This is a genomic window from Caulobacter sp. Root655, from assembly GCF_001427665.1.
GTDB lineage: Bacteria > Pseudomonadota > Alphaproteobacteria > Caulobacterales > Caulobacteraceae > Caulobacter.
In genome coordinates this window covers 87,615-102,919 of sequence record NZ_LMHC01000006.1, presented here as the reverse complement: position 1 = coordinate 102,919, position 15,305 = coordinate 87,615, and the positions used below count along the sequence as shown (strand labels likewise).

Genomic DNA, 15,305 nt, shown 5'->3' with positions numbered 1-15,305 from the left:
TGGAGATCACCGCCTTGACCTGCGTCCACAGCCTGAGAGGGGCCCAGTCCTGATGGCTCGAATTACTGGCCTGCGGACGGCCGACGTGCGTTTCCCCACCAGCCAGGCGTTGGACGGCTCGGACGCCATGAATCCCGATCCGGACTATTCGGCGGCCTATGTCGTGCTGGAAACCGATCAGGATGGGCTGGAAGGCCACGGCCTGACCTTCACGATCGGTCGCGGCAACGAGATCTGCATCGCGGCGATCGAGGCCATGCGCCACCTGGTGGTCGGGATCGATCTGGACTGGGTGAAGCAGGACCCGGCTCGCTTCTGGCGCCACCTGACCGGCGACAGCCAGTTGCGCTGGATCGGCCCCGACAAGGGCGCCATGCACCTGGCGACCGGCGCGGTCGTCAACGCGGTCTGGGACCTGTGGGCCCGCGCCGAGGGCAAGCCGGTCTGGCGGCTGGTGGCCGACATGTCGCCCGCCGAACTGGTCCGCGCCATCGACTTCCGCTACCTGACCGACTGCATCAAGCCCGCCGAGGCGCTGGCGCTGCTGGAAGCCCGCGCCGAGGGCAAGGCCGGGCGGGTCGAGACCCTCGAGGCCGAGGGCTTCCCCTGCTACACCACTTCGGCCGGCTGGCTGGGCTATGACGACGCCAAGTTGCGGCGCCTGGCCCAGGAGGCCGTCGACGCCGGCTTCCGCCACATCAAGCTCAAGGTCGGCGCCAACCGCGCCGACGACATCCGCCGCGTCAGCATCGCGCGCGAGGTGCTGGGCCCCGACCGCACCCTGATGATCGACGCCAACCAGGTGTGGGACGTCGAGGAGGCCATCGACTGGGTCAACGCCCTGGCCTTCGCCAAGCCGTGGTTCATCGAGGAGCCGACCAGCCCGGACGACGTCTACGGCCACGCCCGCATCCGCGCCGGCATCGGCGAGGTCAAGGTCGCGACCGGCGAGATGTGCCAGAACCGCATTCTGTTCAAGCAGTTCATCATGAACGGCGCGATCGACGTGGTGCAGATCGACGCCTGCCGGCTGGGCGGGGTCAATGAGGTCCTGGCCGTGCTGCTGATGGCGGCCAAGTATGACCTGCCGGTTTGCCCGCACGCCGGCGGGGTGGGATTGTGCGAATACGTTCAGCACCTGTCGATGATCGACTACCTGTGCTTCTCGGGAACGCGCGAGGGCCGCGTCATCGAATATGTCGATCACCTGCACGAGCACTTCGTCGAGCCCTGCGTCATCCGCGACGCCGCCTACATGCCGCCGCGGGCGCCCGGCTTCTCGATCCAGATGAAGGCCGCTTCCCTGGAGCAGTACCGGCATCGGGGCGAAGCGCGGGCCGACGGCGGGGCCAAGCCGGCCGACCGTATCGCCTGCTAGCTAGCGGACTCCGCCGGCCTTCCGGCGCCGATCCGCATCCGCGTCGCGCACCCGCACCGAACCGGTGAGCGAGGTTTCGTCGAATGGGGGAGGGGCGTGGGGCCCGACGACGGGCGACAGGATTGACCGGCTAGCGACTCGAAGCCGCGCGGCTATCATGCCGGCCCCACCGGCCTAGAGGGTGTCCGTCGAATGGCGCGCGGCAGCAATTCCAACGGCGTTCGCCGCTACAACGAGCGCCTCGTCCTCTCGACGATCCGCCGACTGGACGGCGCCTCCAAGGCCGACCTGGCCAAGATCACCGGACTGTCGCCCCAGGCGGCCGTCCGCATCGTCGAAGGCCTGGAAGCCGACGGCCTGCTGGTCGTGGCCGGGCGGCGCACGGGCGGGATGGGCCAGCCCTCCACGATCTACAAGATCAACGGCGACAACGGCTTCACCATCGGCGTCGAGATCGGGCGCAACCGCCTGACCTGCGTGCTGCTGAACTTCGACGGCGTGGTCCTGGCCACCCAGACCCATGACGTGACGTTCCCTCAGCCTGAGGCGGTGATCGCCGAGATCGCGCGGTTCGCCCGGGTCCAGCTGGCCGCCCTGGCGCCGGAGCGGCGCGAGGCGTTCCTGGGGGTCGGCATCGCCATGCCGTGGTTCATCGGCGAATGGCGCGACGAGATCGGCGTTTCGGCCGACCAGGCCAAGGACTGGGGGAGGGCCGATGTCGAGGAGGCCTTCCGGTCCGGGCTGGACTGTCCGGTGTTCTTCGAGAACGACGGCAACGCCGCGGCGCTGGCCGAGCTCCTGTGCGGCGTCGGCCTGGGGATCGAGAACTACCTCTATTTCCACATCGGCGCCTTCGTCGGCGGCGGCCTGGTGCTGGGCGGCCAGATCCACCAGGGCCGCCATGGCAACGCCGCGGCCCTGGCCTCGATGCCGGTTGCGACGCCCGGAGGCCGGGACTTCCTGCTCCACAGGGCGTCGCTCTACAGCCTGGAAGCGCGCCTGGGGTCCGGCGACGACGCCGCGATCCGCCAGGCCTGGCTCGAGGACTGCGCCGAGGCCATCGCCTTCGTCACCATCGGCGCCAACAGCCTCTTGGACCTCGACGCGGTGGTGCTCAGCGGCGCCCTGGACGAGGCCGCCCTGGAGGCCCTTGGCCAGCTGGTCGAAGGGAAGATCGCCGCCAGCGCGCCGCGGGACTTCTTCACGCCCAGCCTGCTTCGCGGCCGGATCGGCGAAGTCGCTCCGGCGGTGGGGGCCGGGCTCCTGCCGCTCTATGCCAGCTACACCCCCAACCTCGGCTCGCTCCTGAAAGGCGCCGACGACTAGGCGGGCTTCATCCTCGCCGTTGACTCGACTAAATCACTTTACTAGATTTAATTGGATAACGCCGCCGACCGGCGGGAAGAATAGCGTCTCGAAAGACGCATCGCGTGAGGAAACAATGACCTTCAGAGCTTGCCGCCGCACGTCCGTGTCCCTGGCCGCGGGGCGCGCGTTCGCTCCTCCGGCGCAAGCCGGACACGGCCATCTCGCCAGCCTCACCCACAGGTTCTAGCCTCCCGGTCCGGGCGCGCGACGGCGCCTGCCCGGCCGGGCGCCTCCGTCAAACCGGCCAGTAAGCCGCCATCCACGAGTATTGAAACCATGTCAGATCGCATGTTGTTGGGCGGCGTCGAGGCCGGCGGGACGAAGTTCCTGTGCGGGGTGGCCAACGAGGATGGCGTGATCCTCGACCAGGTGCGCATCCCCACCACCACGCCCGACGAGACCCTGGGGGCGGCCAGCGCCTTCTTCGACCGGGCGGCGACCGCCCATGGCCCGCTGTCGGCCCTGGCGATCGGCAGCTTCGGCCCGCTGTCCCTGCGCCAGACCTCGGCCAACTACGGTTCGATCACCTCGACGCCCAAGGCCGGCTGGAGCGACATCGACCTCCTGGGCCACTTCCGGCGGCGGCTGGACGTTCCGATGGCGCTGGACACCGACGTTAACTGCGCGGCCGTGGGCGAGCTGTTGTTCGGCGGCGGCCGGGGGCTCGACACCTTCTGCTATGTGACGATCGGCACCGGCATCGGGGTCGGCCTGCTGATCGGCGGCGTGCCGCACGGTGGCGCCAACCATCCCGAGGCCGGCCATATCCGCCTGCCGCGCGCCGTCGGCGACCAGGCCTTCGAAGGCATTTGCCCGTTCCATGGCGACTGCCTGGAGGGCCTGGCCTGCGGACCGGCCATGCTGGCCCGATGGGGCGCGCCGGCCGAAGAGCTTCCCGCCCATCATCCCGCCTGGGCCATCGAGGCCGACTACATCGCCGGCCTTTGCGCCACCCTGACCTACATCGTCCGCCCCGACCGGATCATCATCGGCGGCGGGGTCATGCAGCAGGCCAACATGTACGAACAGGTCCGCCGCGCCCTGACCGACAAGCTGGCCGACTACGACGCCAGCGTCCGGGACCTCGACATGAGCGTTTACGTCGCCGCACCGACCGCCGGCGCCTCGGCGGGCCTGACCGGCGCCCTGGCCATCGCCCACCGCACGATCACGCGCCAATGGCCCATGCACTGGGCGATCGGCGCGCAACAGAGCTCCGTCTCCACCCTCGCGAAGGTCTCCTGACCCATGACGACGACACAGACCGCGGCCCCGCCACCCACGAGATCGGGAGTCACCCTGGCGATGATCCTCAGCGCCGCCGGCGCGGCCCTCGGCGGGCTGCTCTTCGGCTTCGACACCGCCGTGATCTCCGGCACGACCTCGGCGCTGCAGGACCGCTTCGCCCTGAGCGAGGGGGCGCTGGGCTTCACGGTCGCCTCGGCGCTGATCGGCACGGTGATCGGCTCGCTCGTCGCCGGCTGGCCCTCGGACCGCTTCGGGCGCAAGCCCATGCTGCTGGCCGTGGCGATCTGCTACGTCGTGTCCTCGCTGGGGACGGGCCTGGCCCTCGACTGGTACGCCCTGGTGTCGTTCCGCTTCCTGGGCGGGCTGGCGATCGGGGCGGCCTCGGTCGTCACCCCGATCTACATCGCCGAGGTCGCGCCCACCCATGTGCGCGGACGGCTGGTGGCGCTGAACCAGCTCAACATCGTGCTGGGCATCCTGCTGGCCTTCCTCTCCAACTACGTCATCTCCAGCCTCGCGCCGGCCGACACCGCCTGGCGCTGGATGTTCGGCATCGTGGCGGTTCCGTCGATCCTGTTCCTGGTGGTCACCTTCCTGTTGCCCGACAGCCCGCGCTGGCTGGTCGTCAACGGACGTGACGGCGAGGCGAGGGGCGTGATGGCCCGGCTCGGCTTCCGCGACCCCGACGCCGAGGTGGCGCACATGCGCGTCGCCGCCGAGCGCGACGTCGCGGCCGCCAAGCCCAGCCTCTTCCAATCGGCCTATTCGGTGCCGGTGACCTGCGCCATCGCCATCGCCATGTTCAACCAGCTGTCGGGCATCAACCCGCTGCTCTACTACGCCCCGCGCATCTTCGAACTGGGCGGGGCCGGCGTCGACAGCGCCCTGCTGCAGTCGGTCGCGGTGGGCGGCACCAACCTGATCTTCACCCTGCTGGCCTTCTTCCTGATCGACCGTTACGGCCGCAAACCCCTGCTCTACTTCGGGTCGGTGGCCACCGCCGTCGCCCTGATCCTGGTGGGCCTGCAACTGGAGAGCGCTCATCCCAACGGCGCCCTGGTCCTGGCCGGGCTGCTGGGCTTCATCGCCGCCTTCGCCATCTCGCAGGGCGCGGTCATCTGGGTGTTCATCTCCGAGGTCTTCCCCAGCGCCGTGCGGGGCAAGGGCCAGGCGCTGGGCAGCACCACCCACTGGGTGATGGCGGCGGCGATCACCTGGGCGTTCCCGGTCTTCGCCGCCCATGTCGGCGGATGGGTGTTCGCCTTCTTCGGCGCGATGATGCTGCTGCAGTTCCTGTGGGTCTGGAAGGTGATGCCCGAGACCAACGGCATCGCCCTCGAGGACATGGATTTCCGGAGGGGCCACTAGTGCGACGCGCTGCGCTCTTCCTGATCCTGTCGGCCGCGCCCGCGGTGGCCCCCATCGCGGTCCGCGCGAGCCGGCGACCCGCGGGTTAGTCGAACACCAGCACGCGCTTGCCGGCCTCGGGGCGAGCAGCGGTCTCCTCGAGGGCCTGGCGGAAATCTTCCAGGCGGTGCCGGCCCGCGATGGGCACGACGGTGGCGGGGTCGGCCAGCTCGTCGAGAACGCTTTTCAGATAGTCACCGTCCCCGGCGGCCGGCGGCTCGAAGAAGTAGCGATAGACGTACGAGCGGATCTCCAGCAGGTCCATCAGCACCTTCAGCGCCGAGGCCTTGAAGGGCTGGGGGTCATAGGCGCCGACGATCACCGCCCGGCCGCGCAAGGCCAGGACCTCCAGCAACTGGGTCAGGACCTCGCCGCCGACGGCGTCGGCCACGCCGTTCAGGCCGGCTCCGCCCGTGGCCGCACGCACGGCCTCGGCCAGCGGGATCTGGAGGTCGGAGAGCGCGATCACGGCTTCGGCGCCCAGCGCCTCCAGGTCGCGGCCGACGATCCGACGGCGGACGACCGCCAGCACGCGCACGCCGCGTCGACGCGCCATCTGGATCAAGAGGCTCGAGACCAGCGAGTGGCCCGCCGTCACCGCCAGCCACTGGCCGGCCTGGACTCCGCTGGCCGTCAGCAGGTCGCGCGCGGTGATCGCCGGCATCAGCTGGGCGGCGCGGTCGATCGGATAGTCGTCCGGCAGCGGGATCAGCGCCGCCGTGTCGATCGCCGCGTACTCGGCCCAGACACGGCCGGCGCTGAAGGCGACCAGGGTCCCCGGCGCCAGGTCGGCGCGGCCATCGCCGGAGACCACGCGCCCCACGCCGTGGTTGCCGACGATCTGACCCGGCAATTGGGGCCGCTTGGCTTCGGGATAGAGGCCCTGGGTAAAGAAGAAGTCGCCCGGGTGGATCCCGGCGACGACCATCCGCACCAGAGTCTGGCCAGGTCCGGCGCGCGGCTTGGGAACGTCCCGCAGTTCCACGACGTCGAGGGGCGAGCCGATCCGGTCCTGAACAAGCGCTTTCATGGGGTCTACTCCTTGGGCCTCGCGGAGGCTGCGAGGCGCGATGGGAGATGCCGTCCATGGGCCGATGGGACAATCCGCGCTCATGGAGCGCTGTTTTCCATGTTTGGGATAATGCCCGCCTTGCGTTCGGCGGCGCCGGCGCCGATCTGAATCCCGAAGCGTGGGCGAGGAGCGATCGCATGCTGGGCTATGACGACGTGGCGATCTTCCTGCGGGTGGCGCGCGAGGGCAGTTTCGTGGCGGCCGCCCGAAGCCTGGGCCTGCCGACGAGTTCGGTCAGCCGCCGGGTGGCGGCCCTGGAAGAGCGGTTGAAGACCCAGCTGCTGCGCCGCACCACCCGCGCCGTCGGCCTCACCGACGACGGCCGCGCCTTCGCCGATCGCTGCGCGGCGGCCATGGACGAGATCGAGGCGGCCACGCGTGGCCTGGACCTGTGCGACTCCCGGCTGTCAGGGCGCCTGACGGTCACCGCCCCCTACCATGTGTGCAACGAGGAGTTCGCGCCCCAACTGCTGGACTTCGCCGCGGCCCATCCCGACCTCGTCATGGACCTGCGCCTGACCAACGGGGTCCCGGATCTCATCGAGGAGGGCGTCGATGTCGCCTTCCAGCTGGCCCCGCTGCCGGACGGCCGTCACGTGGCCCGCAAGCTGTGGGCCGCGCCCTATGGCGTGTTCGCCAGCCGCCCTTTCCTTGAGCGCTGGCCCGAAGCCGCCAATCTGGACCATCCGCGTCGCCTGGTCCGCCTGCCCGCCGTCGTCACGCCGCCGATCCACGGTTGGCGGTTCGCCCAGGCGGGCGGCGAGGCCTTCACCTTCACGCCGCGTGCGCTGGGCGCTTCGGTCGACGACCTGTCCCTCGGCGCCCTCGCCGTGCGGGGAGGCCTGGGCGTCGGCTATCTGCCCAAGGGGCTGGCCGGCCGCTTTCCCGAGTTGATCGAGCTGACGTTCGGCGATTGGCGGGTCGCCGACCGCGAACTCTACGCCCTCTATCCGGCCGCCCGACAGCTATCGCCCAAGGTGCGCGCGGTGATCGACCATGCCCTGGCCGCCCGCGCGGCGCACGGGAAGGTCGGCGCCTAGGTTCGGCGTAGGGAGGTAGGGATATGGGGAGATTGGAGTGGTCGGGACCCAAACCCCTTGCAGGGTCTGGGTCCCGATGGTGCCACGACTGGGACTCGAACCCAGGACCTCAGCCTTACCAAGGATGCGCTCTACCACTGAGCTACCGCGGCGAAGAGGAGGGGGCGTATAGCGAACCAAACGCGGTTGGCAAAGCCAAAATCGTCTTGACCGATCGTCGCACGGCTTTCACCTGTGGACATATGAGCCAAAACCCCAAGTCGGACACCAAGCCCCACGGGGAGAAAGCGGCCCGCGAAGCGCGGCTGGCCCAGGCGCTGCGGACCAATCTTCGCCGTAGGAAGGCCGCGCCCGCGGCGGCGGCCAAGCCGGAAACCCCCGAACCGTCATCCGACTGAGGACGAACCGTGCGGATTCGGTGCAGGCTCTTGCGTGGGCCCTTGCAACCGGTAGAACCGCCCCTTCACATGTGACCGCGCGGCGCCCCCACGTCTTCAGCCGCGCGACGAGGGACTTTCATTGGATCGTATCGCCATTACCGGCGGCGCGCAGCTGAACGGGATCATCCCGGTGAGCGGCGCCAAGAATTCGGCCATCAAGCTGATGGCGGCCAGCCTGCTCACGTCCGAGCCGCTGCGCCTGACCAACATGCCACGCCTGGCCGACACCAAGTTCCTGGGCAAGCTGTTGACCCGCCTGGGCGCCCATGTCGACGAGCGCGAGGGGCCCGACGGTTCCGAGACGGTGCTGCATGCCCCGGAGATCACCAGCGGCTTCGCGCCCTACGAGCTGGTGCGCCAGATGCGCGCCTCGTTCAACGTGCTGGGCCCGCTGATCGCCCGCACCGGCCAGGCCAAGGTTTCCCTGCCCGGCGGCTGCACCATCGGCGCCCGCCCGGTCGACCTGCACCTTCAGGCCCTGGAGGCCCTGGGCGCCAAGATCGACCTGCACGAGGGCTATGTCTACGCCCAGGCCCCGCGCGGCCTGAAGGGCGCGGAGATCACCTTCCCGTTCGTTTCGGTGGGCGCCACCGAGCACGCCATGCTGGCCGCCGTGCTGGCCGACGGCGTGACGCGGATCCACAACGCCGCCTGCGAGCCCGAGCTGCTGGACCTGCAGATCTGCCTCAACGCCATGGGCGCCAAGGTGGACGGGGCGGGGACCCCGACCATCACCATCACCGGCGTCGCCAAGCTGCACGGCGCCACCCATTCGGTGATCCCCGACCGGATCGAGATGGGCACCTACGCCGTGGCCGCGGCCATGGCCGGCGGCGAGGTCCAGCTGACCCGCGCCCGTCCCGAGCTGATCGACAGCCTGCTGGTCAAGCTGGAAGAGGCCGGGGCCGGCGTGATCCGCACCGAGGACGGGGTGATCATCAAGCGCAACGGCCACCGCCTGGAAGCGGTCGATCTGGAAACCCAACCCTATCCGGGCTTCGCCACCGATCTGCAGGCCCAGTTCATGGCCCTGATGACCACGGCCAAGGGCGAGAGCCACATCCGCGAGACCATCTTCGAGAACCGCTTCATGCACGCCCCGGAGCTGATGCGCCTGGGCGCCGACATCTCGGTGTCGGGCGGCGAGGCCCGCGTGCGCGGCGTCGAGCGGCTGGAGGGGGCCGAGGTGATGGCCACCGACCTGCGGGCTTCGGTCAGCCTGGTGATCGCCGGCCTGGTGGCGCGCGGCGAAACCACGGTCAGCCGCATCTATCACCTGGACCGCGGCTTCGAACGGCTGGAAGAGAAGCTGGGCGCTTGCGGAGCACAGGTGCGCCGCATCAAGGGCGAGCCCGAAAGCGACATCGACCATGACTGACGCCGCCCCCCTGAAGCTGCTGGCCCATGAGGCCGAAGACCTGGCGGTGATCTCCGCCGTCCTGCAGGACGCCGTCGCCAAGATCGGCGACATTCGCTGGGACGCCCAGGGGCGCACCCTGACCCTGGCCTGCAACCGCTTCCGGTGGGAAGGCGCGGGCAGGAAGGGTGAGCGCGTGCGCTCGGCTCTGCAACTGGGCGACGTCACCGGCGTTCAGGCCCGCAAGCTGCGCCGCGACGCCAAGTCGGCGGTGGTCGAACTGCTGTCGGTGGCCTTCGAGGCGGGTGAGGCGCCGGGCGGCAGCGTGCTGCTGACCTTCGCCGGCGGCGGCGACCTGAAGGTCAGCGTCGATTGCCTGGACGTGGTCCTGGCCGACGTCTCGGAGCCGTGGTCGACGCCGCGCAAGCCGGCTCACGCGGACTAAGCGTTTCGGATACAGCTGGGGACACACACTCACTGCACGGCCTGGGCCAATGCGGCTAGGTTTTCGCCGTGAGTGTGTGTCCCCGACCTTGCCACGAGCGGAGCCCCGATGACCGAAGAGTCCCGCAAGCGCCTGCAGGTCCGTTGGCTGACCCTGGCCGAGTTCGTCGGGGTCGGCGCCCTGCTGATCGCCGGTCTCGGCTTCTGGGATTCGCACCGCGAGCGAGCCCGCGAGGACCGCGACCGCACCGCCGCCGCCAGCGAGCGCCAGGCCCAGGCCAGGGCCGACGCCCAGAAGCTCAGCTTCGTGATGACCGGCGCGCGCGAGGACGACGGCAAGCGGGTGCGCCTGACCTCGGTCAACGAGGGCCAGGTGATCCAGACCCAGACCGTCTGGTTCCCGCCGCAGATCCGTGGCGACAGCGTCGAGACCACCGGCAATCCGCGCCTGGAGGTCGACTGGATCGAGAACGGCCTGCGCAAGGCGGCGGGCAAGGCCAGGACGGGCCGCGTGCCGGTCGGGGTGCTGACGGTGTTCATCCAGGACGGGGTCACCAAGACCGACCGCGCCGTCTATCACCTGGGCTACAGCGTCCACCCCCGCACCCTGCGCGCCGACCGGGTGGAGCTGGAAGGCCTGTCCCTGGCCCGTCGCGGCGTGTCGGGCGACCTGCAGGCCGCCGCCGGCAACCTGTGGGCGGCGCGGTAGCGGGGCCGCCTCGGTGGCGCCCCGTCCCGCCCGTGCTTAAGTGAACGTCAGGACGGCCCGCGCTCAAGCGGAGCCGCGGATCGGCGAGACGACATGGTCATCTTCAGCGTGCTCTATCCCGCGACCCCCGGCGGAAAGTTCGATCAGGCCTATTACGACGACGTCCACATCCCGCTGGTGAAGGCGGCTTTCGCCTCCACGGGCCTGAAGGACGTGCAGGTGTTCAAGGGGCTGTCGGCCCCCGACGGCGGCCCCGCGCCGTTCGTGGCCATGGTTCACCTGGCCTTCGAGGACGCCGCCGCCATGCAGGCCTCTCTGGCCGGCCCGCGCGGCGCCGAGGTCAGCGGCGACATCGTCAACTTCAGCGACATCACGCCGATCGCCCAGGTCAGCGCCCGGGATTGAGGTGCGAGACGACGGGGACACACACTCGCTCCATGGCCGTGGACGTCATGGCAAGGCGCCGGGAACGAGTGTGTGTCCCCAGCTCTCATGATGGTTAATGCGCTCTTAACCCTGTTGCCGCCTTGTGTGGCGGTGTTTCAGGCTGGTCGCGATTCGTAATCTCGCGACGGATGCGTCGGGGTGGTCATGGTCGGCAGCGTTACCAACGGCTATGCGGCCAACCCCTATCTGACGACCACCGGGACGGCGGCCAACGCCGCGACGACGGCCGCCACTTCGGACGCCTCTAGCGCTGCGGCCGCCAAGGCCGGCGGCTCCAGCGTCAATGTCACCCTGTCGGCCCAGGCCCAGGCGGCGCTGGCGGCCCAGACCGACACCCGCGCCACCGACGCGGTGGTCGGCGCCGCGCGCACGGCGCTCGACAAGCTGCTGGCCGACGCCAAGGCGACCAGCGCCCTCAAGAACGGCAAGGCCACGATCGACGTCAGCGGCCTGGACCGCCGCGGCCTCTACGCCATCGCCAGCAACCAGGGCGGCAAGTTCCCGATCGAGGAGCAGGTGGTCGCCAGCCTGCAGCTGAAGGCCAACCGCGACGCCAGCCTCTCCGCCTCGGCCTCGGTGATGCGGGTGACCGGCGACTACACCGGGCTCTACAAGGCCGCGCTCGCCAACCTCGAGGCCGCCGGTCCCGAGGAGAAGGCCATGGGCCAGTGGGCCAAGGACAAGGCCGCCCTGACCGAGGGTCTCAAGCAGGCGACGGAAAAGCCCGGCGTCCAGCCCAAGGGCATCGAGGGCGACCCGGTCGCGGCCTATCTCAAGGACACCGGCGGGGTGGTGTCCAACCCCCGCACCCGCGACATCGAGAAGGTCGCCTCCGACGTCCGCAGCGTGCTGAACAAGCAGTACGCCGCCGCGACCAAGGACGGCATGGCCACCGGCCCCGACGACGGCCAGATCGACTTTTCCAAGTTCGACGACCGGTCGCTGGCGGCGGTGGCGCTGAACAAGGGCGACCAGTTCTCCGACCACGAGGTCGCCCAGGCGGCGGCCGAAATCCGCACCCGCAACCGCGACAGCGTCTCGGGCGCTTTCATCAGCACGAAGGGCTCGTCCGACCCCTCGGCGTTCGGCAAGACCCTGATCACCCAATATGCCTCGATGAGCGACGAGGAACGCCAGGCGGCGGGCTGGACCCCGGCGCTCTACGACAAGATGATCGCCATGCAGAACCTGTCGGAAAAGCTGGCCTCGATGTTCAATTCGGACGGCAGCGTCAATTCGGGCGGGACGAGTTTGCTGGATTATCTCTGAGCGCGAACGGGCCCACGCCGTGCGTCCTTCGAGGCTCGGCTGCGCCTCGCACCTCAGGATGAGGAATCAGCACAAAGCTCCTCATCCTGAGGCGCCCGCGAAGCGGGCCTCGAAGGACGCACGGAGTTCGAGACGGCAGCGTTGGGGGTATTGGGGCTGGACCCCGGGCGGGTCTGAGCTAAGACGGTTCAAAGTCCACGCGCGGGCGGACGCCCCGCCGCAATCGGAACCGGCTCCCATGACCTTGAACAAGACCGCCGCCCGCGCCGCCCTGCTGGCGCTCCTCCTGTGCGGCGCGGCCGCGACGGCGGTGATGGCGGCGACGCCCGCCCAGCCCCCGGTTCCGGCCATCCTGATGACGCCCGAGGCGCGCGACATCCACTCCTACGCCCAGCCGCTGGTCGCCCGGGTCACCCATGTCGACCTCGACCTGACCGCCGACTTCGCCGGCCAGAAGATGACCGGCACGGCCGCCCTCGACATCGCCGCCGCGCCGGACGCGAAAGAGGTGGTGCTCGACAGCAAGGGCCTGGTCATCAAGGGCGTTGCCGACGCCAAGGGCGTGGCCCTGCCGTGGACCCTGGGCAAGGCCGACCCGATCCTCGGCGCGCCGCTGACCGTTACCCTCAACGGCGCCCGCCGCATCGTCGTCAGCTACGACAGCGCGCCCGGCGGCGCGGCCCTGCAATGGCTGACCCCGGCCCAGACGGCCGGCAAGAAGACGCCCTACCTGTTCAGCCAGGGCGAGGCGATCCTCAACCGCACCTGGATCCCCACCCAGGACAGCCCCGGCATTCGCCAGACCTGGACGGCCCGCATCGTCGCGCCCGAAGGCCTGAAGGCGGTGATGAGCGCCGAGATGCTGACCCCCGATGGCGAGCCCGTGGCCGGCGGCAGCCTCTATCGCTTCAGGATGGACAAGCCGGTGGCCTCCTACCTGATCGCCATCGCCATTGGCGACCTGGCGTTCAAGCCGCTGGGCGCGCGGACCGGCGTCTATACCGAGCCCTCGGTGCTGGACAAAACCGCCGACGAGCTGGTCGACGTCGAGAAGATGGTCGAGGCGGCTGAGAGCCTCTACGGGCCCTATGCCTGGGGCCGCTACGACCTGCTGGTGCTGCCGCCGTCGTTCCCGTTCGGCGGCATGGAGAACCCGCGCCTGACCTTCGCCACCCCGACCATCATCGCCGGCGACCGCTCGCTGGTCAGCCTGGTGGCGCATGAACTGGCCCACTCGTGGTCGGGCAACCTGGTCAACAACGCCACCTGGTCGGATTTCTGGCTGAACGAGGGCTTCACCGACTATTTCGAGAACCGGATCATGGAGAAGCTGTACGGCAAGGAACGCGCCGACATGCTGGCCGACCTGGGCTGGAGCGATCTGCAGGAGGCCATCAAGGACGCCGGCGGGCCCGCCAGCCCCAACACCAAGCTGCATCTCGACCTGACCGGCCGCGACCCCGACGACGGCATGACCGACATCGCCTACCAGAAAGGCGCGACCTTCCTGCGGACCATCGAAAAGGCCGTCGGCCGCGAACGCTGGGACGCCTATCTGAAGGCATATTTCGCCCGCCACGCTTTCCAGTCGCAGACCACGGCCGGCTTCGTCGCCGACCTGCGCGCCAACCTGATCAAGGGCGACCCCAAGCTGGAAGCCGCGATCGGCATCGACAAATGGGTCTACGAGGCCGGCCTGCCCGGCAACGCCGTCCACGTGCAGTCGGCCGCCTTCCCGGCGGTGGACGCCCTGGCCGCGGCCTTCGCCAAGGGCGGTCCCGCGCCCAGCGCCAAATGGACGGCCTGGAGCACGCCTGAGCGCACCCGCTTCGTCGCCAGCCTGCCGCGCCAGTTGTCGGCCGAGCGGCTGGCGGCCCTGGACAAGGCCTTCGGCCTGTCGGCCCAAGGCAACAGCGAGATCCGCTTCGTCTGGCTGCAACTGGCCATCGCCAACCGCTACGACCCGGCCACGCCGTCGCTGGAGGCCTTCCTCACCGACCAGGGCCGCCGCAAGTTCGTCGCGCCGCTATTCAAGGACCTGATGGAGCAGGGCACGTGGGGCCAGCCGATCGCCAAGCGGGTCTACGCCAAGACCCGGCCGCTCTATCACGCGGTCACGCGGCAGACGGTGGATACGATCGTCAAGTAGCTAGGCGTCCCGCCCCTCGGGACGATGGATCGCCACGCCCAGCACCACCAGGCCGATGGCGACCATCTCCCAGAGGGTGGGAACCTGGCGCAGCACGACCACGCCGATCACCGCCGCCGTGGCCGGCAGCAGCGCCAGGAGCAGGGCGAAGGTGGCGCGCGGCAACCGCGCCATGGCCAGTTGGTCGCAGACATAGGGGATCACCGACGACGAGATCCCGACCCCGATCGCCGCCGCCAGCAGCAGCGGGTGGGCGAAGGCCGGCGCCGCGTCGCGCAGGCCGATCGGCAGGGCCGCGACCATGGCGATCAGCATCGCCATGCCCAGCCGATCGATCCCCGCCACGCCGCCGCCCGCCGCGATCCGGTGGCCGAGCACGATGTAGAGGATGAACAGCCCGCAGTTGAGGAAGGCGAACAGGTAGCCGATCGGCTCACCCTCGATGCGGACCTGGGTCAGCAGCCAGACCCCCAGCACGGCGATGGCCAGGGCCAGCCCGTTGCGGACGGACCGCATGCCGAACGCCGCCAGGCCGATCGGGCCGAGGAACTCGATCGCTCCCACCGTCGCCAGCGGCAGTCGGTCGATGGCCAGGTAGAAGGTGGCGTTCATCAGGGCCAGCACCACGCCCAGGGCGACCACTGTACGGCGGTCGGCGGCCGACAGCTGGCGGAAGAACCGCCAGGGTCGCCGCCAGGCCGCGAAGATGATCGCGGCGCTGGCGATCCGCAGCCAGGCGACGCCCAGCGGCTCGACCCGGGCGAACAGCAGCACCGCGAAGGCCGGGCCCAGATAGTGGAAGACCGCGCTGGCCACGAAATAGAGATGTGGCGGAACTTGCGCCGACCGAGCGGCCAAGGTCGATCCGGAGGTTGAAAGCGTCATGTCGGCTCCGTGCATCGCCGCGATCCGTGAAGGCCATCATCTTTGCAATGCAACGGGCCTGGGTCCATGGTGAGTCAAAGGTCCATCCCGGA

The 15,305-nt window shown here is 69.7% G+C and carries 13 protein-coding genes, 1 tRNA gene and 1 pseudogene; 12 read left to right on the top strand and 3 right to left on the bottom strand.

Annotated features, from left to right (window positions below; all coding sequences use genetic code 11):
- Positions 1–52 precede the first annotated feature (52 nt).
- From ASD79_RS07815 to ASD79_RS07800, 4 genes are all read left to right on the top strand, one after another.
- A complete protein-coding gene (locus tag ASD79_RS07815; protein ID WP_056720469.1) occupies positions 53–1,378 on the top strand; it encodes an L-fuconate dehydratase in 1,326 nt (441 codons plus the stop codon).
- Positions 1,379–1,570: 192 nt separating this feature from the next.
- Positions 1,571–2,704 carry an ROK family transcriptional regulator gene (locus ASD79_RS25415; protein WP_056720468.1) on the top strand — a complete coding sequence of 378 codons (1,134 nt, stop codon included), beginning with the start codon at positions 1,571–1,573 and terminating at the stop codon, positions 2,702–2,704.
- A gap of 318 nt (positions 2,705–3,022) precedes the next feature.
- Positions 3,023–3,991: an ROK family protein gene (locus ASD79_RS07805; protein WP_056720467.1), complete on the top strand. Its 969-nt coding sequence runs from the start codon at positions 3,023–3,025 to the stop codon at positions 3,989–3,991.
- Positions 3,992–4,051: 60 nt separating this feature from the next.
- Positions 4,052–5,362 carry a sugar porter family MFS transporter gene (locus ASD79_RS07800; RefSeq protein WP_056720466.1) on the top strand — a complete coding sequence of 437 codons (1,311 nt, stop codon included), beginning with the start codon at positions 4,052–4,054 and terminating at the stop codon, positions 5,360–5,362.
- A gap of 85 nt (positions 5,363–5,447) precedes the next feature.
- Here the strand turns inward: ASD79_RS07800 and ASD79_RS07795 are convergent, their stop codons facing one another.
- Positions 5,448–6,431 (bottom strand): zinc-binding dehydrogenase, encoded by a 984-nt coding sequence (locus tag ASD79_RS07795; protein WP_056720465.1) that lies wholly within the window; start codon positions 6,429–6,431, stop codon positions 5,448–5,450.
- Between the two features lie 179 nt (positions 6,432–6,610).
- Here ASD79_RS07795 and ASD79_RS07790 point away from each other — a divergent pair, with 179 nt between their 5' ends.
- A complete protein-coding gene (locus tag ASD79_RS07790) occupies positions 6,611–7,513 on the top strand; it encodes a LysR family transcriptional regulator (protein ID WP_056720464.1) in 903 nt (300 codons plus the stop codon).
- Between the two features lie 77 nt (positions 7,514–7,590).
- Here the strand turns inward: ASD79_RS07790 and ASD79_RS07785 are convergent.
- Positions 7,591–7,665 (bottom strand) — tRNA-Thr (locus ASD79_RS07785).
- A 367-nt stretch (positions 7,666–8,032) separates the two neighbouring features.
- Between ASD79_RS07785 and murA the strand changes: the two genes are divergently transcribed.
- The 7 genes and pseudogenes from murA (at position 8,033) to ASD79_RS07755 (ending at position 14,328) form a co-directional block, all read left to right on the top strand.
- Positions 8,033–9,331: a UDP-N-acetylglucosamine 1-carboxyvinyltransferase gene (gene murA, locus ASD79_RS07780; RefSeq protein WP_056720463.1), complete on the top strand. Its 1,299-nt coding sequence runs from the start codon at positions 8,033–8,035 to the stop codon at positions 9,329–9,331.
- Positions 9,324–9,755 carry a DUF2948 family protein gene (locus ASD79_RS07775; RefSeq protein ID WP_056720462.1) on the top strand — a complete coding sequence of 144 codons (432 nt, stop codon included), beginning with the start codon at positions 9,324–9,326 and terminating at the stop codon, positions 9,753–9,755. The genes murA and ASD79_RS07775 overlap by 8 nt, the downstream gene beginning before the upstream one ends.
- 108 nt (positions 9,756–9,863) lie before the next feature.
- On the top strand, positions 9,864–10,463 hold the full coding sequence (locus tag ASD79_RS07770; RefSeq protein ID WP_056720461.1) for a hypothetical protein: 600 nt from the start codon (positions 9,864–9,866) through the stop codon (positions 10,461–10,463).
- Positions 10,464–10,556: 93 nt separating this feature from the next.
- Positions 10,557–10,868 (top strand): EthD family reductase, encoded by a 312-nt coding sequence (locus ASD79_RS07765; RefSeq protein ID WP_056720460.1) that lies wholly within the window; start codon positions 10,557–10,559, stop codon positions 10,866–10,868.
- A 186-nt stretch (positions 10,869–11,054) separates the two neighbouring features.
- Positions 11,055–12,179, top strand: a complete 1,125-nt coding sequence (locus ASD79_RS07760; protein WP_056720459.1) for a hypothetical protein — start codon at positions 11,055–11,057, stop codon at positions 12,177–12,179.
- Positions 12,180–12,218: 39 nt separating this feature from the next.
- Positions 12,219–12,300, top strand: a pseudogene (locus ASD79_RS24980) (hypothetical protein); the annotation flags it as partial.
- 117 nt (positions 12,301–12,417) lie between these two features.
- On the top strand, positions 12,418–14,328 hold the full coding sequence (locus tag ASD79_RS07755; protein ID WP_056720458.1) for a M1 family metallopeptidase: 1,911 nt from the start codon (positions 12,418–12,420) through the stop codon (positions 14,326–14,328).
- Here ASD79_RS07755 and ASD79_RS07750 read toward each other — a convergent pair whose 3' ends face one another.
- On the bottom strand, positions 14,329–15,213 hold the full coding sequence (locus ASD79_RS07750; protein WP_056720520.1) for a DMT family transporter: 885 nt from the start codon (positions 15,211–15,213) through the stop codon (positions 14,329–14,331).
- Positions 15,214–15,305 lie beyond the last annotated feature (92 nt).

Coding starts and splice junctions, on each gene's coding strand:
- ASD79_RS07815 (WP_056720469.1), top strand. CDS start 53: ATGGCTCGAATTACTGGCCTGCGGACGGCCGACGTGCGTTTCCCCACC.
- ASD79_RS25415 (WP_056720468.1), top strand. CDS start 1,571: ATGGCGCGCGGCAGCAATTCCAACGGCGTTCGCCGCTACAACGAGCGC.
- ASD79_RS07805 (WP_056720467.1), top strand. CDS start 3,023: ATGTCAGATCGCATGTTGTTGGGCGGCGTCGAGGCCGGCGGGACGAAG.
- ASD79_RS07800 (WP_056720466.1), top strand. CDS start 4,052: ATGATCCTCAGCGCCGCCGGCGCGGCCCTCGGCGGGCTGCTCTTCGGC.
- ASD79_RS07795 (WP_056720465.1), bottom strand. CDS start 6,431: ATGAAAGCGCTTGTTCAGGACCGGATCGGCTCGCCCCTCGACGTCGTG.
- ASD79_RS07790 (WP_056720464.1), top strand. CDS start 6,611: ATGCTGGGCTATGACGACGTGGCGATCTTCCTGCGGGTGGCGCGCGAG.
- ASD79_RS07775 (WP_056720462.1), top strand. CDS start 9,324: ATGACTGACGCCGCCCCCCTGAAGCTGCTGGCCCATGAGGCCGAAGAC.
- ASD79_RS07770 (WP_056720461.1), top strand. CDS start 9,864: ATGACCGAAGAGTCCCGCAAGCGCCTGCAGGTCCGTTGGCTGACCCTG.
- ASD79_RS07765 (WP_056720460.1), top strand. CDS start 10,557: ATGGTCATCTTCAGCGTGCTCTATCCCGCGACCCCCGGCGGAAAGTTC.
- ASD79_RS07760 (WP_056720459.1), top strand. CDS start 11,055: ATGGTCGGCAGCGTTACCAACGGCTATGCGGCCAACCCCTATCTGACG.
- ASD79_RS07755 (WP_056720458.1), top strand. CDS start 12,418: ATGACCTTGAACAAGACCGCCGCCCGCGCCGCCCTGCTGGCGCTCCTC.
- ASD79_RS07750 (WP_056720520.1), bottom strand. CDS start 15,213: ATGACGCTTTCAACCTCCGGATCGACCTTGGCCGCTCGGTCGGCGCAA.